Below are 19,492 nucleotides of genomic sequence, written 5' to 3'. Positions count from 1 at the left end.
TCGACCCGGTGAGTGAGTCCCCGCCGACCACCCCGGTCTGCTACCGGCACCCTGGTCGGGAGACCTACGTCCGGTGCACCCGCTGCGACCGGCCGATCTGTCCGGAGTGCATGCGAGAGGCGTCCGTCGGGCACCAGTGCCCGGAGTGCGTCAACGAGGGTCGTCGTAGTGTCCGGCCGGCGCGTACCGCCTTCGGTGGCGGTGCCGCCGGCCGGCACGGCTACGTCACCAAGGCGCTCATCGCCCTGAACGTGTTGTTCTTCCTGCTCTCCGTCGCCTCCGCCCGGTCCTTTACCGCGGTGTTGGGCGGCTCCGGCTTCGGCGGGCTGGCCGGCGACGGAACGCCGCTGACCCGTTGGGGTGGCGTGCTCGGCTACGCCTCGTACGTTGCCTTCGGCCCGGTGCACGGCGTCGCGGCCGGTGAGTGGTACCGCCTGGTCACCGCCATGTTCCTGCACTACGGCGTGTTCCACCTGCTGCTGAACATGTGGGCGCTGTGGGTGCTCGGGCGGGAGTTGGAGGGCGCGCTCGGGCGGGCACGTTTCCTCGCCCTCTACTTGATCGCGGGGCTCGGGGGCAATGTCGCCGTGTTCCTGTTCAGTGCGCCCAACGAAGGTCCGACTGTCGGCGCGTCGACGGCCACCTTCGGGCTCTTCGCCGCGATCTTCGTGATCATGCGTCGTCTCGGCCTGAACACCTCGGCGATCGTGCCGCTCCTCGTCATCAACCTTGTCTTCACCTTCGCCGTGCCAGGCATCTCGAAGTCCGGGCACATCGGTGGCCTGGTGGTCGGCGGGGCGATGGCGGCGGTGCTCGCGTACGCGCCACGGGAGCGGCGCACGCTGGTGCAGGTTGTCGGCGGCTCGATCATCCTGCTGATCCTGCTCGCCGTGGTGATCTTCCGAACCGTGCAACTGCTCAACTGACCGAGCGGGCGGCCCGCAGCGCCCCGGCCACCTCCTCCGGGGTAGCGCCCAGGTCGTACCTGCCGAACAGGTGCAGCGACTCGCCCGCGTCGATCTCCAGAACCTCGCCGGTCAACCCCAGCCGTTGCCGGCGGTCCACGCTGATCGCCTCGACCGTCGACCAGGGCAGCAGCCGCCGGCCGGCGAAGCCGCGGATGACGGTGAGCCCCGCCGGGTCGACCGCCAGTCGGACCGGTGCGATCAGGTCGCGTACCGCCCAGACGACCAGGACGGCTGCGGCCAGAATGGCCAGCACCAGCCGGACCGCGTCGCCGTCGGCGAAGAGCAACCCGAGTGCGATCAGCAGAACGGCACCGGCGAGCTTCGCCGCAGGCAGGGTCGACGGCACCCGCCACTGCCGAGTTCCGGGAATGTCATCCACCCGCCCAGCATGCCAGCGGTCACGGCCGCCCGTTGCCGTCGATCATGGAGTTGTGGTGCCCCACATATGGTGCGAAGTGGAAGCTTCCGCCCACCACTACTCCATGATCGACGCCGGAGAGGGGCGGGCGGCGGCCCGCCGCGTCAGCGTAGGATCGGGACAGCCCAAGTTACCGGGGAGTAAATATGAGTGACGCGGTCATCGTCGGCGCGGTACGCACCCCGGTCGGGCGACGCAAGGGCGGTCTCGCCGGTGTCCATCCGGTCGACCTGTCGGCGCACGTGCTGCGCGCCCTCGCCGAGCGCGCGGGGCTCGACCCGGCGCAGGTCGACGACGTCTTCTGGGGCTGCGTGTCCCAGGTCGGCGAGCAGTCGTGGAACATCGCCCGCAACGCCGTCCTCGCTGCTGGCTGGCCGGAGGCGGTGCCCGGCACCACGATCGACCGGCAGTGCGGCTCCAGCCAGCAGGCCCTGCACTTCGCCGCCGCGACCGTGCTCTCCGGCCAGGCCGACCTGGTGGTCGCCGGTGGGGTCGAGTCGATGACCCGGGTGCCGATGGGTTCCAGCGTGGCGGACGGCCTGCCGTTCAGCGACCAGCTCCGCGCCCGCTACCGGGGCGTGGAGGGCTTCGCGGACGACGCGCCGCTCCCCTTCAACCAGGGCGTCGGGGCCGAGCTGATCGCCCGGCGCTGGCGCTTCTCCCGTACGCAGCTCGACGAGTTCGCCCTGGCCAGCCACGAGAAGGCCGCCGCCGCGCAGGACGCCGGAGCGTTCGACCCGGAGCTGGCGGCGGTGGCCCTCGACGACGGGGGCACGGTCGCGGCCGACGAGGGCATCCGCCGGGACCCCTCGCTGGCCCGGCTCGCGGAGCTGCCCACCCCGTTCCGCGCCGACGGTGTGGTCACCGCCGGGTCGGCGTCGCAGATCTCCGACGGCGCCGCCGCGCTCGCGGTGACGACGTCCGACTGGGCCAGCCGGCACGGCCTGCGCCCGCTGGCCCGCATCCACACCGCGGTGGTCGCCGCCGACGACCCGGTCACCATGCTCACCGCGCCCATCCCGGCCACCGCGAAGGCGCTGCGCCGCGCGGGGCTGGGCATCGAGGAGATCGGGGTGTACGAGGTGAACGAGGCGTTCGCCCCCGTACCGCTCGCCTGGTTGGCGGAGACCGAGGCGGACCCGGAGCGGCTGAACCCGCGTGGCGGGGCGATCGCTCTCGGGCATCCGCTCGGTGGCTCCGGCGCCCGGATCATGACGACGATGTTGGCGCACATGCGGGACAACGGAATCCGCTACGGCCTGCAGACCATGTGCGAGGGCGGCGGCATGGCCAACGCCACGATCGTCGAGCTGGTCTGATCCGTCCCGGAAATGCTCTCGCCGGGGTCGGGCGCGCCGCCTAGGGTGCCCATCGTGACGACTATCGCCGGCGAGCGCGCTCCCGACTGGTCCAGCGTGCAGTGGCAGGAGCAGGCCCGGTCCTGGGTCGACGAGCGACTCGCGGGCACCGGCCGGCGGGTCAGTGGGCCGGTCGAGCCCCGGGTCCGGCCGTGGTCGCTGGTCTGGCGGGTGCCGACTGACGACGGGCCGGTCTGGTTCAAGGCCAACAACTCCGGCACCACGCACGAGGCGGTCCTGATCGCGACCCTGGCCGCGCTGACGCCCGAGCGGGTGCTGGCCCCGATCGGGGTGGACCGGGAACGGGGCTGGTCGCTGCTTCCCGACGGCGGTGAGTCGCTGCGCGACGTGTTGGGCCGCGACCCCGACCTGACGCACTGGGAGCGGGCCCTGCCCGGGTACGCGGCGCTGCAACTCGCCACCGCGTCGCGCGCGGACGAACTGGTCGCCCTCGGCGTGCCGGACCACCGTCCGGAGGTGCTGGCCGGGCTGCTCGCCGACCTGCTCGACGATTCCGGGTCGCTGCGCGTCGGTGCGGAGGGCGGCCTGACCGTCGAGACGTACGAGCGGCTGCGGGCGGAGGTTCCGGCGTACGCGCGGCGGTGCCGTCGGCTCGCGGACATCGGCATCGAGGCGACCGTGCAGCACGACGACCTGCACGACGGCAACGTCTTCGCCCGGCCGGCCGGGTACCGCTACTTCGACTGGGGCGACGCCTCGGTGGCGCACCCGTTCGGCACGCTGCTGGTGACCCTGCGCTCCATCCGGTACGCCACCGGGCTGTCCGCCGATGACGCCAGCCTGGCCCGGCTGCGCGACGTCTACCTGGAGGCGTGGACCGACCGCTACGACCGCCGCACCCTCGTCGAGGCCGCCGACCTGGCGATGAACCTGGGCGCGGTGAGCCGGTCGCTCTCCTGGCGGCGGGCCCTCGACACGACCGACCCGGCCCGCGCGGAGTACGCCGAGGCGGTGCCCGGGTGGCTCGCCGAGCTGTTCGCCGCTACCCCGCTTCAGCCGGAAAGCTGACCGGCATCCGTCCAGGTCGGAAATCGGACAGGCAGTGCGACGGACCGGCGTGGAACTTCCAAATATTCGCCGTGACCCACGTCACCCCGCCGGGGAGGTCGTTGGGCAGGTCATGGACGTCTTCTCCCGAACGTTCCTCCCGGCCGCCACCGAGGCCGGCCTCGCCGTGCAGACCGTGAGCCGGCACATGCCGGTGTTCCGCCGCTGCGTCGGCTCCGGTGACGCGACCATCCTCGTCACCCGTTGCAGCCGCCCCGACCGTCCGGTCACCGGCGACTACCTGCTGCTGCTCACGCACCGCCGACTGGTGGTGACCCAGCAGACCCGACTCCTGCACCGACTGCGCCTGCACCTCAACACCGAGCTGCGCGAGCTGAGCAACGTCACCTGGAGCCCCGACCCACGGCTGCACTCGGTCGAGCTGGCCGCCACCGCGATCGACGGGATCCGCGAGCGGTTCCTCATCCGCACCAACCACCCGAAGCAGGTGTGGCAGCTCGACGCGCTGCTCAACCACGCCTTTCGGACCCGTCTGCGGGTACCCCGCGAACGGGTTCTCGCCACCATCGGCGACACGCCCGCCCCCGTACGGCCCGGCGTGTTCCGTCCCGCCGTCGCACGCTGACGCCGTACAACGACTGCCTTTACCGAACTCGAACACGTACCGATCGCGCCGAGCCACCGGGTCGGGAATCATGGGCCGGTGACTCTGGAACCGCCGCACCGCGGACTCGTCCTCGTGGTCGAGGACGAGCCGGCCATCGCCGACCTGGTCCGGCTCTACCTGGGCCGCGACGGGTTCGGTGTCCACCTCGAACGCGACGGTGAGGCCGGGCTGAACGCGGCCCGCCGGCTGCGCCCGGTGGCCTGCGTCCTGGACATCGCCCTGCCCGGCCTTCCCGGCACCGAGATCTGCCGACGGCTGCGCGAGGCCGGCGACTGGACGCCGGTCATCTTCCTCACCGCTCGCGACGACGAGGTCGACCGGATCGTCGGGCTGGAACTGGGCGCCGACGACTACGTGACGAAACCGTTCAGCCCGCGCGAGCTGGTCGCCCGGGTACGCGCCGTGCTGCGTCGTTCGGCCGGTGGCCCGGAGGGTGCGGAACGCCCGCGCGTCGTCGGCCCGGTGACCCTCGACCCGGCCCGCCGGACGGTCAACGCCGGGGGTGTACCGGTGCAGCTCACCTCGACCGAATTCGACCTGCTGGCCCATCTCATGGCCCGGCCGGGGCGGGTCTTCACCCGCGAGGAGTTGCTGGCCGGGGTCTGGGGATACGCCGCGCACGCCGGCACCCGCACCGTTGACGTGCACGTCGCGCAGGTACGCGCGAAGCTCGGCCCGGCCAGCGTCATCCGCACCCACCGTGGCGTGGGGTACGCGGTCGATGCCTGAGCAGCCGGTACGCGTCGAGTCGCCGACCATGGCGCTGCCGGTGGTCGGCGACCGCCAGTCGGCCGCCCCTCGGCGCAACCGGTTCGGCCGGACCCTGACCGCCCGCGCGGTGCTGGTCACCTGTGCGGTGGCACTGGTGTCGGTGCTCGTCACGGCGATCGTCGCCGTGCCCCTGGCGATCCGGGGCGCGGAGCGACGCGATCAGGACGCCCTCGCCGCCCAGGCGCGACTCGCCGCGGAGGTGCTGCGGACCAGGCTGGACCGGGGACGCACCGCCGACGAGGAGCGGCTCATCCAGCAACTCCGTGACCAGGGCATCGACGCGTACCTGATCCGGCGCGGGACCGTCGACCGGTCGGGCCTGCCGGCGCGCGTGGTGCAGCGGATCGGGCAGGGCCGCAACGTGTCGGCCCGCCGGTCGGTCAACGGTCACCGCGCCCTGGTGGAGGGCCGGGCGCTGCCCGGCGGCAACGGGGTGGTGCTCTCCCGCGCCACGTCGGACGGGCTGTGGGCGCAGGTGCTGCTCAGCCTGTGGCTGCCGCTGCTGGCCGGGCTGGCCGCCGGTGTGGTGGCCGGTCTCCTGCTGGCCCGCCGGCTGGCCCGGCCGATCCGCGTCGCGGCCACCGCCGCCGCCCGGTTGCGCGCCGGGGACCGCGCCGTACGGGTGCCGGTCGAGCCGCCGGACGAGGTTGCTGACCTGGCCGAGGCGTTGAACGGCCTGGCCGCCGCACTGACCACGAGCGAGGGCCGGCAGCGCGAGTTCCTGCTGTCCGTCTCGCACGAGCTGCGCACCCCGCTGACCGCGATCCGGGGATACGCCGAGGCGCTTGCCGACGGGGTCATCGACGCGGACGGCAGCGCCGACACCGGCCGGACCATGCTGGCCGAGGCCCAGCACCTCGACCGGCTGATCGGCGACCTGCTGGCGCTGGCCCGGTTGGAGGCCGCCGACTTCCCGCTGGAGCCGGTACCCGTCGACCTGACCCGACTGGCCGCCGACGCGGAGCCCACCTGGTCCGGCCGCTGCGCCGCGGTCGGTGTGCCGTTCCACCTCCAGACGCCCGGTGGGCCGGTGTCCGCGTACACCGACCCGGGTCGGATCCGGCAGGTGCTGGACGGGCTGTTGGAGAACGCGCTGCGGGTCGTACCCCCGGGTGCGCCCGTGGTGCTCGCGGTCCGGCCGGTCGGCGCGGACCCGGCGGACGGCGGTGTGCTGGAGGTCCGCGACGGCGGGCCCGGCTTCACCGACGACGACCTGGCGGTGGCGTTCGAGCGGGGGGCGCTGCATGAGCGGTACCGGGGGGTGCGCAAGGTGGGCAGCGGGCTCGGGCTGGCGCTCGCCGCTGGCCTGGTACGCCGGCTCGGCGGGGAGATCGTCGCGGGTCACGCGCCCGAGGGTGGCGCCGCCTTCACGGTCCGGCTGCCCGGTGATCCTTACCGGACCCGAACATCGGTCTGACGGTCCGCTCGTCCTTGCGGGGAAGGCTGAAGGCTCCACGGACGAGAGGGAGAGTCATGCCACGTTGGGGATTCGTCACCGGCACCACGGCACTGTTCGCAGCGGTGGCGCTCGGCGTCAGCGGATGCGGCGCGGCCGAGGTGGCCAGCCAGCCCGCGCGGGACGCGGCGGTCGAGGTTGCCGCCGCGATGGGTGTGGAGGGCCAGGCGCTCACCGCGATGGGCTTCGACGCCGCCGACCTGGACGTGCAGACCGTCGCCGCCCCGGCGACGCCCGAGCCCTCCCCCTCGGCCGAGAAGGGTAAGCAGAAGCGCGGCGAGGAGTGGCGCAAGCGTCGCCAGGCCCGCGTGCTGCTGCGCAAGAACACCCTGCACGGCGAGGCGGTGGTGCAGACCAAGGAGAACGGTACGCAGACCGTCGCCGTCCAACGTGGTGCGGTGACCGCCGTCGACGGCGACTCGATGACCGTCAAGTCCACCGACGGTTTCACGATGACGTGGACCTTCGGCGACGACCTGCGCGTCGTCGAGAAGCGGGCGACGGTGCAGCCCAGCGAGGTGAAGGTCGGTACGACGGTCGGCGTCGCCGGCACCAAGGACGGGGACAAGGGCGTCGCCCGGCTCGTCCTCATCCCGCGCGCCAAGTAAAACCGGACGAGGGCCCCGCACGTCAGGCGTGCGAGGCCCTCGCCTGCCGTCGTTCTCAGCGGCCCGGGGGCAGGGCGTAACCGACGTAGTCGCGGAACTCCAACCGCCACCCGGCCGGGACCAGCTTGGCGCAGGTCGGCTGGCTACCGGTGCAGACGATCGCGTCCACCGAGGCCGGGTCGGCCGGCGGTCGCTCCGGCAGGACCGACTGCAACGACACCAGATCCGGCGAGCTGCCGTCCGGCTGGCGCAGCAGCAGCCACCACGGGTACTCCCAGTCGTCGTTCCGCTCGACCAGCCCGATCCGGCGCGCGCCGCTCTCGCGGACCGCCGCCGCGGCCCAGCGGAACTCGTCCGCCCACTCGGGGCGGCGCAGGAACCGGGTGTCCCAGTCCGAGGTGGTGAAGACCGAGCCCGAGCCGACGAGCCGGCGTGGGAAGCCGTACGACAGCGCGAGCACTCCGGCCAGCGCCGAGGTGGCGAGCACGACGACGACCGCCCCGGCGGCCACCGAGCGTCCCCTCCGATTCGAGTCGGCGGGCTCCGGCGTCCGGTCGGCGTGGCGGCGCAGAAGCGCGTCTAGCCAGAGGCCAGCGAGCGGGACGGCGAGCACCAGGGCGTAGAGGATCAGTCGGTTGCCCCACGGCTGCCACTTGATCATCGAGGTGTGCAGCAGCACGGCGGCCAGCACCACCACGGCGTACGCCCGCAGCGGCCCCACCTGCGCGGGATCGATCCGGCGTGGGCGGACGAGCGCGACCAGCGCGCCGAGCAGCGCCACCGAACCGGCGATCGGGAACGCCACCCGATCCTCGTCCGGGTACCAGGCCGGAACCGGGAACATCTCCCGGCCGAAGGTGATCGCCCGGTCCTGGGGGTCGACGCCGATCGCCTCCGCGCCGCCGATGATCGCGTCCGCGCCGGCGGTTCGCAGCGGCGCGACCGGCGTGTCGAAGGCCGTGTGCCCGATGCGCAGCGCGTTGACCAGGATCGAGGCCGGGTCGTGCCGTTCCATCGGGATCGACTCACGTAGCCGGGGCGGGCCCAACGGGTGCCCGAACTCGGCCGTCACCCGCGCCAGGAACGGGCCGACCACCAGCGCGGCCACCGCCAGGATCAGCACCGAACCGGTGACGACCCGGAACACCGGCCGCGCCCGACCGGCCGACGCCCCGACGCTCGCCGCCCGATCCGCCGGTCCAGCGCTCGCCGCCCGACCCTCCGGTCCGACGCTCGCCGCCCGACCCGCCGGTTCGGCGGCTGATGGCCGGGCCGCCAGAGCCAGCCGGAGCTGGGCCAGACCCCAGAGCACCAGCAGCGGGCCCACCGCGATCAGGCCACTGGTCTTGGTCAGCGCGGTCAACCCGGTGGCCGCTCCCAGGCCGAGTACGGTTCCCCAGCCGGTGCGTCGGCGCAGACCGTCCAGCGCGAGGGTCGCCGCGCACGCCACCCACGCCGCGCAGACCAGGTCGGTCTGCGTGCTCGTGGCCTGTAGCGCGACCATCGGAGTGCTGGCCAGTACGAACGCGGTGATCAATTGGGCTCGCCGGCCGCCGCCGAGTTGCGCGGTGATCCGCGCGACCACCAGGAGGCAGAGCACCCCGGCGGCCCACTGCACCAGGTTGTAGAGCGCGTCGCCGCCGGTGAGCAGGCGCAGGTGTAGCAGCAGGTACTCCGCGCCGGGCGGGATGGTCACCTGCCGGTGGATGGCGGTGGGCCAGAAGTCGAGGTCGCCCTGGGCCACCCAGTGCTCGACCTTCGGCAGGTGGTACGTCTGCGAGTCGAAGTTGTTCGGCTCGGCCAACAGCGCGATCAACAGCTCCAGCAGCACCAGGCCGCCGATGCCGCCCGCGAGCAGCCGCTCGCCCCGACCCGCCGTGCGCCAGCTCTCAGTCGTCCGGGCGAGCAGTCTGGCGCGTACTCCATTGGGCTGGACCGGCGCGGCCGTGCGCCCACCCACCGGGCCGTGGTCGACGGCCGGGGCGGGGGTGTCCGGGGTGGCGCCGGCGGGCACCGCCGCGCCCACCGGCACCGGCTGCGGCGTCGCGGCGGCCGCCGGTGTGGCCGGGGTTTCGCGACGCCGGCGCAGAGCCACCGCCGTCGCGGCGGCGAGGAGGAAGAGCAGCCAGGCGGCGACGAACGCCGGCCGGGTCAGGGCGTGCAGCGCGCCGAGCACCTCGACGACGAGCACCGCGTACGCCCCGGTGAGCAGCGCGGCGCGCACCGCGGCGAGCCGGGACGGGGCCACCGCAGGCGTCCCGCGTGGCTTCGCCGCGATCGTGAGCAGGAGCACCGAGGCGGCGGGGAGCACCGCGAGCAGGGAGCCGGCAGCCGACATGGCGGGAAGTAAACACCATCGGGCTGAAACCGCCACGCCGGCTGTCCGACGGTGGCGGCCACCGTTGGGCTGACCAGCCAGGCTAGGCTATGCCCGACGTGTTGTCGCCACCGTGGAGATTCCCGTGAAGCTCTCGATCCTCATGCCGGTCTACAACGAGGAAGAACGCATCGCGGATGCCCTCAAGCAGGCATTGGCGGTGGACTACCCCTGCGAGATCGAGCTGGTCGTGGTCGACGACGGCAGCCGCGACGGCACCGGCGAGGTCCTCGGTCGCGCCGACGACGCGCGCCTGCGGGTGATCACCCACCAGCGCAACGCGGGCAAGGGCGCGGCCATCAAGACGGCCGTGGACAGCGCCGAGGGTGAATACATGGTCATCCTCGACGCCGATCTGGAGTACGACCCGCAGGACATCCCGAAGCTGCTCGCCCCGGTGCTCGACGGGCGGGCCACGGTCGTCTACGGCAATCGCACGTTCGGCAGCCACAGCGCCTACAGCTTCTGGTACGTGATGGGCAACAAGGGCGTCACGATGGCGGCGAACGTCCTCTTCAACTCGTACATCGGTGACCTGGAGACCTGCTTCAAGCTGATGCCGGTGGAGCTCTACCGGTCGCTGGAGGTGCGCTCGCGGGGCTTCGGCATGGAGGCCGAGGTGACCGGCAAGCTGCTGCGCCGCCGCATCCGCCCGTACGAGGTGCCGATCAGCTACCGGGCCCGTGGCCGGGAAGAGGGCAAGAAGATCACCTGGAAGGACGGCGTCGAGGCGATCTGGATCCTCGGTCGCGAGCGCGCCCGCCGTCGCCCGGCGGTCTCCTCCGCGCGTTGATCGCCGGTAACCTTGAGTTGAAGTCCACTTCAACTCAAGGAACCGGTGATGCAGGACGCGTTGACGATCGGTGAGCTGTCCGTCCGCTCCGGCGTGGCGCCGTCCGCGCTGCGCTACTACGAGCGCCTCGGCCTGATCCGCGCCGACCGCACCGGCGGCAACCAGCGCCGCTACGCCCGCGCCGAGCTGCGGCGGGTCGCCTTCATCCGGATCTCGCAGCAGGTCGGCGTGTCACTCGACGAGATCCGCGAGGCGCTGGAATCGTTGCCCGACAACCGCACCCCCAGCCCGCAGGACTGGGAGCACCTCTCCGCGAGCTGGCGCGGCCGGCTGGACGAGAAGATCCGACTGCTCACCAAGCTCCGCGACGACCTCGACGGCTGCATCGGCTGCGGCTGCCTGTCGATGCAGCGCTGCACGCTGTACAACCCCGGCGACACCCTCGCCGCACAGGGCCCCGGCGCCCGACTCATGCTGCCGCCCGCGTCACCCGACGGTCAGTAGCACCTTCCCGACGTGGTCGCTCGACTCGACCAGCCGGTGCGCCTCGGCCGCCTCGACCATTGGCAGCCGCCGGTCCACCACCGGGCGGACCGCGCCAGCCGCAACCAACGGCCACACCTCATCGCGTACGCCCCGCACGATCGCCGCCTTCTCGGCCAGCGGCCGGGAGCGCAGCGCAGTCGCGGACACGCTGGCCCGCTTGGTCAGCAACGCGCCGAGATCCAGCTCGGCCTTGCGGCCACCCTGCATACCGATCACCACGAGCCGGCCGCCGGTGGCCAGCGCGGACACGTTCCGCCCCAGGTAGGACGCGCCCAGAATGTCGAGGATGACATCCGCGCCGTGGCCGTCGGTGGCCTCGCGGACCTCCTCGACGAAGTCCTGGTCCCGGTAGTCGATCGTGTGCGCCGCGCCCAACTCGCGCAGCCGGGCGTGCTTCGTCGTCCGGGCGGTCGCCAGGACCGTGGCGCCGAGCGCCGCCCCGAACTGGATCGCGAACGTGCCGATCCCACTGCCGCCGCCGTGCACCAGCAGCGTGTCGCCCGCTTCGAGCCGGCCCACGCCCACCACGTTCGACCAGACCGTGCAGGCCACCTCCGGCAACGCCGCGGCGTCGACCAGGTCCACGCCGGCCGGCACCGGCAGCAGCTGGCCGGCGGGCACCGCCACACGCTCGGCGTACCCGCCACCGGCCAGCAGCGCGCAGACCTCCTGGCCGACCGCCCACCCGGTCACCTCCGGTCCGATCGCGTCGATCACCCCGGAACACTCCAGACCGAGATACGCGGGCGCGCTCGGCGGCGGCGGATAGTGCCCCTGCCGTTGCAGCAGGTCGGCGCGGTTGACCCCGCTGGCCCGCACCCGGACGATCACCTCGCCCGGGCCGGGCTCGGGATCGGGCACCTCGGCCCAGACCAGTGCGTCGGGTCCACCAGGCTGCGGAACGGTGATGGCTCGCATGCCCCCAGTCTCACCCGCCGCGCCCCCCGCCGCAGACGCACCCCCGCGGCGGCGCGGCCCGCCCGTGGTCGGCATGGTCAACTCGGCTTCCGCGAAACCGGGCGGTCCGGGGGCTTGGTCAACTCGGTTTCCCTGAAACCGGGCGGTCCGCGGGCTTGGCCAACTCGGCTTCCTTGAAACCGGGGCATCCCGGGGCGCGGGACGCCCCGGTTTCCGAGAAGCCGAGTCGATCAACGCCACAGTGGACGCTGGAGCCACCGCCTGGCCGGCGCTTTCCGGGGAGGGACGCCGAGCCGGCCGCCGGGTGTCGTGGCAGACTGTTGACGGCCGCGCACCCACGGGTGCCGGTCCGGGAGGGTTCGCCTAGTGGCCGATGGCGCTGGTCTTGAAAACCGGTAAGGCAGCGATGTCTTCGTGGGTTCGAATCCCACACCCTCCGCACAACGCCGTGCAGCCGTCAGGTCGCCGGCAGGTAGCTGGCGATCCAGTCCCTCAGTCGTTTCCGCACCAGCGGATGCACGTGAACCATCTCGATCCGCTCCGCGACCACTGCTGGATCGACGAGCCCGGCCCGGATCAGCGCGTCGGCGAAGGCGTGGTCCTTCTCCCTGCCGGCCACCAGCTTGGACACGACGCAGTCGTGCGGTTCGAGCGTGAAGCCCCGCCCCGGGTGGGTGCTCTGAGACTCCACCAGGACCAGCCGATCCCGCCAGCCATCGGGCAGCCTCGCCGTCGACACGCTCACGCCCTGGGCGTAGTAGCCGTTCGTCTCGTGGAACAGCGAAAGCTCGCCGATGGCACCGTCGACCTGGTCAGCCTTCCGGTCGTCGGGGTCGTCGAAGAACGCCACGTCGACCTCCATCGAGGCGGTGGCTTCGAGCGGAAGTCTGCTCTCCGGGATCGCCCCCAGGACCGACTGGCTGCCGATGACGAGGACGTCCGGGTCTCCGACGATCTGGCACGCGGACCGCAGGACATGCTCCAGTTGCTCGCGTCTCACGCCACTCGCCCCCAGCCACGGCGCGTAAAGGAGCCGAGAACCTTCGTGCGCTGGGGCTGCGAGAGGACCCCGGCGAAGGGCGAGTTCTGTCGTAGCTCCACAGCTTCCGGGTCATCCGAGGTCAACGTCTTGAGGACGGCACCAACACCTTCGTTGATCTTGTCCTGCCAGCGCTTGAGCCAGACTTCGGTCATGGTCCCCTGGTGTTGCCGCAGGAGTCGATCGAGATTTTCCCCGGCCTTCTTCAGCACCGCGTCCGGGTCGGTGACCAAACTCCCCGCTATCGCCTGGTGCAGCCACAGCGACTTGAGCTGATCACGAGTCAGTTCCGGCTTGGGGTGCAGCAGCGCCTCGACATGTTCTCGCCGGAGCCGTCGATGCGCGCCGACCTTCACAAACGGCAGTTCGCCACGCTCGCACAGGTTGACCACCTGCTGGCGCGACGTCCCCAGCAGCTTGGCCACCTGACCGGTGGTCAGAAGGTCGTCACCCGTAGTCGCCACGTTTGGAGCATGCGCCGCAAACGCCAAAAACGCAACTCACTTGATCGCATTACTGCTGGTCATGTCGCTCGCACGTCTCGTCCACGCCTCGTAGCCGAGTAGGGCGGCCAGGAAGACGGTCAGCAGGCCGAGGGCCCCCAGGGCCGGCAGGTGTCGGCCGACGGGGAGCAGCAGCAGCGCCACACCGGGCGCGAGGAACTGCTCGGGTCGTACGCACCGGACGCTGAGGACGAGGAAGGTCGCCCGGCCCGCGAGGTAAAGGGCGGTCCCGCCGAACAGCGCGGTGGCCGGGATCCACCCCAGCGTGCCGTGCCCCAGCTCGGCCAGCACCTCCTCGACTCCCAAGGCCACGTAGATCGTCCCGGCGAGCAGGGGGAGATGGGCGACGCTGTAGGCGTTGCCGGCGACGAAACCGCGCCGCAGCCCGGACCGAGTCGTGAGCGCTCGGCCGGCGTTTCCCGCGCTCGCGAAGTACAGCCAGTAGAGGCCGCCCGTCACGCTGAGAGTGAGCAGGCCCGCCACCAGCGTCTGTCCGCGGATCATCTGGGTCCCGACACCGGCGCTGACCGAGATCAGGGACTCGCCGAGCGCGATGATCACGACCAGGCCGTGCCGCTCCACGAAGTGGCCGGGGCTGCGCACCGGCCACCCGCTCAGCAGCAGGGCGAGGACTCCACCGCTCATGTCTACGACGAGCGCCGCCGCCCAGAGCAGGATCTGCGAAGTGCCGCCGAACGTGGCACCGAGGACGAGCGGGACAAAGGACAGCGCGGTGGTGAGGGAGTAGAGCCGGACGGTCCGCAGCATCCGGGGTTCGTCCGAGGCCACCCAGTGGAAGAGGATGAACTGGATCGTCCGCACCACGGCGTACGACAGCACCAGGATCAGCCGCGGCATCGTCGTACCCGGGCCGGTCTCCCAGACCTCCGGGATGACGAGCGCCATGAGGAAGATGGCCCCCATCGCGACGGTCACGCCAGCGCAGCTCGGCCCGACGTCGATCCGGACGGAGTTGCCCAACCAGGCGTACACCAGCCAGGAGTTCCACAGCAGCATGAGGACGAGCAGTCCCTGCACCAGGGTCACCGGCGCGGGCCGTTCGCTCATGAACGAGGTGACCCGGATGAGCCCGAAGACGAGTACCAGGTCGAAGAAGACCTCGAACAAGGTCGGTCGGTGGGTCTCCGCCGTGACCACTGGCCGCGCCATGCGGTCATCTTCACCGTCCGGGCGGGCGGCGTCCGGTGCCTGGCCCTCCGGTCACCCCCGAGGGGTCTGCGGCTACCTACCCTCGGGCTCGTCCCGTCGAGCTTCGCGGGATAGTCGTGTCGGCGAGCCGTTCGACGGCGCGTCGACGCTCCTCGGCGAGCGCCCGCTCGTCCGGTTTGCGCAGGACGCCGACGACGGCGACCAGAAAGTCCCGCCAGATGCTGAGCAAGAAATTCCCCCCGTGGAACGCTTCAGGGGCATCACCCTAGCCCGCGCCCGTGATCCGGCACACCCCGACCAATCGGTCGTTCCATGCCGTGGAAAGGGGTATGAAGAGGCTGGTATCTGCCCACTCCGGAAGGACGCGTACCGATGACCCTGGAACGACCGATCGCCCCGGACCCGTACGAGCTGCTGCCGACCGTGCCCTCGTTCACCCTGACCAGTGACGACGTGCAGAACGGCGAGCCGATGGACGTCCGGCACGCGCACGGCAGCGCCGGCGGTGAGAACGTCTCGCCGCAGCTCACCTGGTCGGACTTCCCCGCCGAGACCAAGAGTTTCACCGTCACCTGCTACGACCCGGACGCGCCGACCGGCAGCGGCTTCTGGCACTGGGTCCTGGTGAACGTGCCGGTCGACGTCACGCAGCTGCCGACCGGTGCCGGGGGTGCGGCGGGCACCGATCTCGGCGGCGCGTTCTCCGTCCGCAACGACTACGGCGAGCAGGGCTACGGCGGCGCGGCGCCGCCGCCCGGTGACCGCCCCCACCGGTACGTCTTCGCGGTGCACGCCCTAGACGTCGACCGCCTGGACGTGACCCCCGACGCGAGCCCGGCCTACGTCGGCTTCAACCTGACCTTCCACACCCTGGCAAGAGCGGTAATCCGCCCAACCCACCAGACCAAGGAGTAACCCCTCCGCCCTCCCACCGCGTCGATCTTGCACTTTCTGCGCTGACCTATCCCCGCACAAGGGACGTGTCGGCAACCGAAAGTGCAAGATCGACGAAAAAAGGGGGGGTCAGGCCGGGACTCGGGCTACGGCGAAGACGGACTGGCCGAACGGGGGGCGGACGACCTGCTCGGCGGCCTTGGTGGCGGGGAGGACCAGGGTGTCGTACACCTTCACCATGGGGCCTTCCTTCGGCATGAGCCGGAAGACCTTGGTCGCCATGAAGTAGCCGATCAACCCGAGCGCGTTCGCGTAGTGGATCTTCTCTACGGTCAGGCCGGCCTCGGTCATCGCCGTACCGAGCGTCTTCTTCGTGTAGCGGCGGACGTGGCCGGTGGCGATGTCGGCCGGGCTCATGGCGAACTGGAACGCCGGCACGATGATGATCACCGCTCCGCCGGGTCGGACCAGGTCGCGCATGCTGCGCAGCGCGCCCACGTGGTCCTCGATGTGCTCCAGCACGTTGTACGAGACCGCGGCGCTGTAGTTTGCCCGATCGTTGTGCGGCAGCAGCATCTGCCGGACGTCGACGCCCGCCTGGTTCGCGAGCCGCTCCTTGAGCTGCACGAGCCGGTCGGGGTCGGCCTCCGTGGCGGTGAACCGGGGCAGCCGCTGCGACCATTCCAACGCGTAGTCGCCGAGGCCGCTGCCGATCTCGATCGGGTCGTCACCGAGGTACGGCACCGCCAGTTCGACGAACCAGCGACGGTGGTTGACGGCCATCGCCAGGCCCTCAAGCACCTCGGACTGGACGCGCTGGTCCCCAGTGATTTCTGCCATGCGTCGATTCCTCACGATATGAACTCGACCCGTGCCTGGACCGACAGAGTGAATCATCCGCTTGGATGCAGAGGAATCGGGGGAGCTGTTGGCCGAATTGCGGGTCGGGGGGTGGGCACGTGATCGGCGGTCGGCGAACCCGGCACATAGTACGGCAGTACCTCGAAACATGTCACGGCACCGTCATACGCTGACTACCCTATGAATTGTCATGACTACTCCCGAATCGGACGCTCCCGGCGACGGTCCGTCCACCACCTCGCGGCTGGAGGAGCCCGGCGACGGCGATCGGTTGCGCCGTAACGGGAAGTGGACCGATCTGGCCGCCGTGCTGAGCTTCGTGGTGCTCGGCTTCTGGATCACCGGGCGTCTCTGGTGGGACCCGGGCAGCGGGGTGCGGGACAACCGCTCGGACCAGTCGCAGTTCGAATGGATGATGGCGCACGGTGCGCGGGTGGTCACGCATTTCGCGTACCCGTTCCACTCGGACCAGATGAACGTGCCCGACGGCGTCAACCTCATGGCAAATACGTCCGTATTATCCATTTCATTGCCAATAACGCCGATCACCCTGCTGTTCGGGCCACGTACGTCATTCCTGCTCTTTCTCACTCTCGGAATGATCGCCACGGCCACGGCCTGGTACTTCCTGTTCTCCCGCGTCCTGGTCAAGAGCCGCGGTCCGGCTTGGCTGGGCGCCGGCTTCTGCGCGTTCGCGCCGGCCATGGTGTCGCACGCCAACGGCCACCCGAACATCGTGTCGCAGTTCGTCGTCCCACTGATCATCTGGCGTACGCTGCGGCTCGCCGACCCCGGCCGCTGGCTGCGTAACGGTGTGCTGCTCGCCTTGGTGATCGTCTGGCAGGCGTTCCTCAACCTGGAAATCCTGCTGATGACCGCGATCGGGCTCGGCGTGGTCGTCGGCGCGCTGGCCCTCGCTCGCCCCGCTCTGCGATCACGGACCCGAGGGTTCCTCGCCGGCCTGGCCGTCGCCGCCGTGGTCGCCGGTGCGCTGCTCGCGTACCCGCTGTACGTGCAGTTCTTCGGCCCCGGCGCCTACTCCGGGTTGTCCAGCCTGATCCGTGGCTACTCCAGTGACCTGGCCTCGTTCGTGGCGTACTCCCGGGAGTCGCTGGCCGGTAGCCCGCGCACCGCCGCCGGCCTGGCCAAGAACCCGACCGAGGAGAACAGCTTCTTCGGCTGGTCGCTGCTCGTGCTGGTGATCGCCCTCGTCTGGTGGCTGCGGCGCTCGGCGGTGGTGCTCGCGCTGGCCGGGCTCGGGCTGCTCTTCGCGGTGCTCTCGCTCGGGCGGGAGATCCGCTTCAACAATCGGGGCACCGGGGTTCCGGGGCCCTGGGCGGCGCTGGAGAACCTGCCGATCCTGCACTCGGTGGTGCCGACCCGGTGGGCGCTGGCGATCACCCCGATCATCGGGGTGTTGCTCGCCTACGGCGCCGAGCACGCCCGCGAGGTGGCCCGCGCCCGCCCGGCCGCCCGGCCGCAGATCCGCTTCGCCACCGCGACCGTGCTGACGATGGCCCTGCTGCCGATCCTGCCCACCCCGCTGCCGGTGGTCCAACTGGATCCGGTCCCCACCTTCGTGACCAGCGGGGCGTGGCGGCCCTACGTGGCTGGTGGGCGCAGTGTGGTGACCCTGCCACTGCCGGACACCACCTACGCGGAGCCGTTGCGCTGGGCTGCCGTCACCCGGCTCGACATGCCGCTGGCCCGGGGCTACTTCCTCGGCCCGGACACCCGCCCGAGCGCCCAGCCGCCGAAGGTTGCGCTTTTCACCGCGCCGCCGCGACCCACGAGCAGTTTCTTCGCCACCATCCGCCGGACCGGCGCGGTGCCGCCGATCACCCCGCAGAGTAGGGTCAAGGCGGTCGACGACCTGCGCTACTGGCGGGCGGGCGTGGTGATCCTCGGACCGCACGAGCACCAGATGGAACTGCGCCGGGGTATGACCGAGCTGACCGGTATCCAACCGACCTTCACCGGTGGCGTCTGGGTGTGGGACGTGCGATCGCTGACCGACTGAAGGGTGGGACGCGCCCGGTCAGCCCTGGCGGACGCAGCAGCCCTGGCAGACCTTGGGGCTGGGCAGCGTGAAGGCCAGGCAGCAGGTGCGGCGCTGGACGCTGGGCTCGCCGGCCGGGCCGGGGACCAGCTCGACCAGGTCGGCCAGGTCGAGCGCACCGAGCAGGGTGTCGATGCTCTGCACCGTCGAGCCGGGCAGCCCGTCGGCACCCCGCAGGATGCCGTGCGCGATGCCGGAGGCGACCGAGCCGAGCAGCGTCCGGGTGCCCACCCGTACCTCTGCCTGGATCGCCGCGATCAGCGGGGCCAGGTGGGCGTCGAGCAGGGAGGCCCGCAGCTCGGCGAGCAACTCCGCCTCACCCGCGACGACGCGTACCTCCGGCAGGCCGGACAGCGCCAGCGGGTCGCTCGGCAGGACCGCCACGGTGGTGCCGCGGCGCAGACCCAGCGTGATCAGGGGCCGGTGGTCCTCGAAGTGGATCAGCACGTCGGACGGGTGGAGCAGCGGAACCCGGCGGGCCGAGGCCCAACCGAGTACGACCGGCAGCGCCGTCCAGTAGCTGTACGACTTCCAGGCCAGCGCGGCGCAGGCGTGCGGGGTGCCGCCCCAGCGGACACTCGCGGCGCGCAGCAGCTCCGGCAGGCGGGTGCCGTCGACCAGGGTCGTGGCGGGCGCCCAGCCCAGCTCGTCGTCGACCAGCAGGCCTCGGGCGAGCCCGGGAAGGTCGTCGGTGCCGAACATGGTCCGCAGCGCGGCGGTGACGGGGGCGAGCGGCGTGGCGGTCACGTCCCGCCTCGGCATCACCGCAGTCACCTGAGCCGTCCCCCGTCTGAGTGGCCGAGGCGTGCCCCGGCGGACGACCAGTTGCCGTCCTGAGCTAAGGCTAGCCTAACCAAGCTCGCCGGTATACGCGAGCGTCTGTAATCCGAACGACAGCCGCTGCCGGATCCGGACAGCCGGAGAGGCTCCGGACCGCGTACCGCGATCCAGAGCCTCGTAAACGCGGCTTAAGCTTGATCTTTAACCTGTGCGGCGTGGCCTAGGGCTATTCGAAGTCTTCGTTTTCTTCGTGTCACTCTTTGGTTTTGTGCTGGTG

Annotated in this window: 20 protein-coding genes and 1 tRNA gene; 12 read left to right on the top strand and 9 right to left on the bottom strand. The window is 71.4% G+C overall.

Features of this window, described 5'->3' with window-relative positions:
- Positions 1-8 precede the first annotated feature (8 nt).
- Positions 9-926, top strand: coding sequence for a rhomboid family intramembrane serine protease (locus ACLQ25_RS23975; protein ID WP_425733042.1), 918 nt, complete (start codon positions 9-11; stop codon positions 924-926).
- Here ACLQ25_RS23975 and ACLQ25_RS23970 read toward each other — a convergent pair.
- Entirely contained in the window at positions 919-1,347 is a 429-nt protein-coding gene (locus ACLQ25_RS23970) for a PH domain-containing protein (protein WP_425733041.1), read from the bottom strand. The genes ACLQ25_RS23975 and ACLQ25_RS23970 overlap by 8 nt on opposite strands.
- A 185-nt stretch (positions 1,348-1,532) precedes the next feature.
- On the opposite strand from ACLQ25_RS23970, the gene ACLQ25_RS23965 reads away from it, so the two are divergent.
- From ACLQ25_RS23965 to ACLQ25_RS23940, 6 genes are all read left to right on the top strand, one after another.
- Positions 1,533-2,705, top strand: coding sequence for a thiolase family protein (locus ACLQ25_RS23965; RefSeq protein ID WP_425733040.1), 1,173 nt, complete (start codon positions 1,533-1,535; stop codon positions 2,703-2,705).
- 54 nt (positions 2,706-2,759) lie between these two features.
- Complete coding sequence (locus tag ACLQ25_RS23960; protein ID WP_425733039.1) at positions 2,760-3,773, top strand: aminoglycoside phosphotransferase family protein; 1,014 nt, start codon at positions 2,760-2,762, stop codon at positions 3,771-3,773.
- A gap of 112 nt (positions 3,774-3,885) precedes the next feature.
- Complete coding sequence (locus ACLQ25_RS23955; RefSeq protein ID WP_425733038.1) at positions 3,886-4,398, top strand: hypothetical protein; 513 nt, start codon at positions 3,886-3,888, stop codon at positions 4,396-4,398.
- 78 nt (positions 4,399-4,476) lie between these two features.
- Entirely contained in the window at positions 4,477-5,169 is a 693-nt protein-coding gene (locus ACLQ25_RS23950; RefSeq protein WP_425733037.1) for a response regulator, read from the top strand.
- Between the two features lie 28 nt (positions 5,170-5,197).
- On the top strand, positions 5,198-6,628 hold the full coding sequence (locus tag ACLQ25_RS23945; RefSeq protein WP_425733080.1) for a histidine kinase dimerization/phospho-acceptor domain-containing protein: 1,431 nt from the start codon (positions 5,198-5,200) through the stop codon (positions 6,626-6,628).
- 56 nt (positions 6,629-6,684) lie between these two features.
- Positions 6,685-7,275 (top strand): hypothetical protein, encoded by a 591-nt coding sequence (locus ACLQ25_RS23940; RefSeq protein WP_425733036.1) that lies wholly within the window; start codon positions 6,685-6,687, stop codon positions 7,273-7,275.
- 55 nt (positions 7,276-7,330) lie between these two features.
- On the opposite strand, the gene ACLQ25_RS23935 is transcribed toward ACLQ25_RS23940, so the two are convergent.
- Positions 7,331-9,613: a hypothetical protein gene (locus tag ACLQ25_RS23935; RefSeq protein ID WP_425733035.1), complete on the bottom strand. Its 2,283-nt coding sequence runs from the start codon at positions 9,611-9,613 to the stop codon at positions 7,331-7,333.
- A gap of 124 nt (positions 9,614-9,737) precedes the next feature.
- Here ACLQ25_RS23935 and ACLQ25_RS23930 point away from each other — a divergent pair, with 124 nt between their 5' ends.
- On the top strand, positions 9,738-10,445 hold the full coding sequence (locus ACLQ25_RS23930) for a glycosyltransferase family 2 protein (RefSeq protein ID WP_355240514.1): 708 nt from the start codon (positions 9,738-9,740) through the stop codon (positions 10,443-10,445).
- Between the two features lie 48 nt (positions 10,446-10,493).
- The gene (soxR, locus tag ACLQ25_RS23925; RefSeq protein WP_425733034.1) at positions 10,494-10,949 is read left to right on the top strand and encodes a redox-sensitive transcriptional activator SoxR; all 456 of its coding nucleotides are present in this window, start codon (positions 10,494-10,496) and stop codon (positions 10,947-10,949) included.
- Here soxR and ACLQ25_RS23920 read toward each other — a convergent pair.
- Positions 10,932-11,909: an NAD(P)H-quinone oxidoreductase gene (locus ACLQ25_RS23920; protein ID WP_425733033.1), complete on the bottom strand. Its 978-nt coding sequence runs from the start codon at positions 11,907-11,909 to the stop codon at positions 10,932-10,934. The genes soxR and ACLQ25_RS23920 overlap by 18 nt on opposite strands.
- A gap of 352 nt (positions 11,910-12,261) precedes the next feature.
- Here ACLQ25_RS23920 and ACLQ25_RS23915 point away from each other — a divergent pair.
- Positions 12,262-12,348 (top strand) — tRNA-Ser (locus tag ACLQ25_RS23915).
- 18 nt (positions 12,349-12,366) lie between these two features.
- Here ACLQ25_RS23915 and ACLQ25_RS23910 read toward each other — a convergent pair.
- The 4 genes from ACLQ25_RS23910 to ACLQ25_RS23895 form a co-directional block, all read right to left on the bottom strand.
- A complete protein-coding gene (locus ACLQ25_RS23910) occupies positions 12,367-12,909 on the bottom strand; it encodes a DUF6036 family nucleotidyltransferase (protein WP_425733032.1) in 543 nt (180 codons plus the stop codon).
- The gene (locus ACLQ25_RS23905) at positions 12,906-13,412 is read right to left on the bottom strand and encodes a helix-turn-helix domain-containing protein (protein ID WP_425733031.1); all 507 of its coding nucleotides are present in this window, start codon (positions 13,410-13,412) and stop codon (positions 12,906-12,908) included. The genes ACLQ25_RS23910 and ACLQ25_RS23905 overlap by 4 nt, the downstream gene beginning before the upstream one ends.
- A 36-nt stretch (positions 13,413-13,448) precedes the next feature.
- The gene (locus tag ACLQ25_RS23900) at positions 13,449-14,621 is read right to left on the bottom strand and encodes a low temperature requirement protein A (protein ID WP_425733030.1); all 1,173 of its coding nucleotides are present in this window, start codon (positions 14,619-14,621) and stop codon (positions 13,449-13,451) included.
- 76 nt (positions 14,622-14,697) lie between these two features.
- Positions 14,698-14,850, bottom strand: a complete 153-nt coding sequence (locus ACLQ25_RS23895) for a hypothetical protein (RefSeq protein WP_425733029.1) — start codon at positions 14,848-14,850, stop codon at positions 14,698-14,700.
- A 143-nt stretch (positions 14,851-14,993) separates the two neighbouring features.
- Between ACLQ25_RS23895 and ACLQ25_RS23890 the strand changes: the two genes are divergently transcribed.
- Positions 14,994-15,536, top strand: coding sequence for a YbhB/YbcL family Raf kinase inhibitor-like protein (locus ACLQ25_RS23890; protein ID WP_396803352.1), 543 nt, complete (start codon positions 14,994-14,996; stop codon positions 15,534-15,536).
- Positions 15,537-15,644: 108 nt separating this feature from the next.
- On the opposite strand, the gene ACLQ25_RS23885 is transcribed toward ACLQ25_RS23890, so the two are convergent.
- Positions 15,645-16,355, bottom strand: coding sequence for a class I SAM-dependent methyltransferase (locus ACLQ25_RS23885; protein WP_425733028.1), 711 nt, complete (start codon positions 16,353-16,355; stop codon positions 15,645-15,647).
- A 211-nt stretch (positions 16,356-16,566) separates the two neighbouring features.
- On the opposite strand from ACLQ25_RS23885, the gene ACLQ25_RS23880 reads away from it, so the two are divergent.
- On the top strand, positions 16,567-18,396 hold the full coding sequence (locus ACLQ25_RS23880) for a hypothetical protein (protein WP_425733027.1): 1,830 nt from the start codon (positions 16,567-16,569) through the stop codon (positions 18,394-18,396).
- Between the two features lie 18 nt (positions 18,397-18,414).
- On the opposite strand, the gene ACLQ25_RS23875 is transcribed toward ACLQ25_RS23880, so the two are convergent.
- Positions 18,415-19,197 carry an IucA/IucC family C-terminal-domain containing protein gene (locus ACLQ25_RS23875; protein ID WP_425733026.1) on the bottom strand — a complete coding sequence of 261 codons (783 nt, stop codon included), beginning with the start codon at positions 19,195-19,197 and terminating at the stop codon, positions 18,415-18,417.
- Positions 19,198-19,492: the final 295 nt, after the last annotated feature.

This window comes from Micromonospora sp. DT44 (assembly GCF_049841635.1).
Taxonomy (GTDB): domain Bacteria; phylum Actinomycetota; class Actinomycetes; order Mycobacteriales; family Micromonosporaceae; genus Micromonospora.
This window is presented reverse-complemented; position numbering and strand designations above follow the sequence as displayed.

Excerpts from the sequence above, each read along its gene's own strand:
- ACLQ25_RS23965 (WP_425733040.1), top strand. The coding sequence starts at position 1,533 with ATGAGTGACGCGGTCATCGTCGGCGCGGTACGCACCCCGGTCGGGCGA.
- ACLQ25_RS23940 (WP_425733036.1), top strand. The coding sequence starts at position 6,685 with ATGCCACGTTGGGGATTCGTCACCGGCACCACGGCACTGTTCGCAGCG.
- ACLQ25_RS23920 (WP_425733033.1), bottom strand. The coding sequence starts at position 11,909 with ATGCGAGCCATCACCGTTCCGCAGCCTGGTGGACCCGACGCACTGGTC.
- ACLQ25_RS23900 (WP_425733030.1), bottom strand. The coding sequence starts at position 14,621 with ATGGCGCGGCCAGTGGTCACGGCGGAGACCCACCGACCGACCTTGTTC.
- ACLQ25_RS23945 (WP_425733080.1), top strand. The coding sequence starts at position 5,198 with ATGGCGCTGCCGGTGGTCGGCGACCGCCAGTCGGCCGCCCCTCGGCGC.
- ACLQ25_RS23885 (WP_425733028.1), bottom strand. The coding sequence starts at position 16,355 with ATGGCAGAAATCACTGGGGACCAGCGCGTCCAGTCCGAGGTGCTTGAG.
- ACLQ25_RS23935 (WP_425733035.1), bottom strand. The coding sequence starts at position 9,613 with ATGTCGGCTGCCGGCTCCCTGCTCGCGGTGCTCCCCGCCGCCTCGGTG.
- ACLQ25_RS23875 (WP_425733026.1), bottom strand. The coding sequence starts at position 19,197 with ATGCCGAGGCGGGACGTGACCGCCACGCCGCTCGCCCCCGTCACCGCC.
- ACLQ25_RS23955 (WP_425733038.1), top strand. The coding sequence starts at position 3,886 with ATGGACGTCTTCTCCCGAACGTTCCTCCCGGCCGCCACCGAGGCCGGC.
- soxR (WP_425733034.1), top strand. The coding sequence starts at position 10,494 with ATGCAGGACGCGTTGACGATCGGTGAGCTGTCCGTCCGCTCCGGCGTG.
- ACLQ25_RS23880 (WP_425733027.1), top strand. The coding sequence starts at position 16,567 with ATGACTACTCCCGAATCGGACGCTCCCGGCGACGGTCCGTCCACCACC.
- ACLQ25_RS23890 (WP_396803352.1), top strand. The coding sequence starts at position 14,994 with ATGACCCTGGAACGACCGATCGCCCCGGACCCGTACGAGCTGCTGCCG.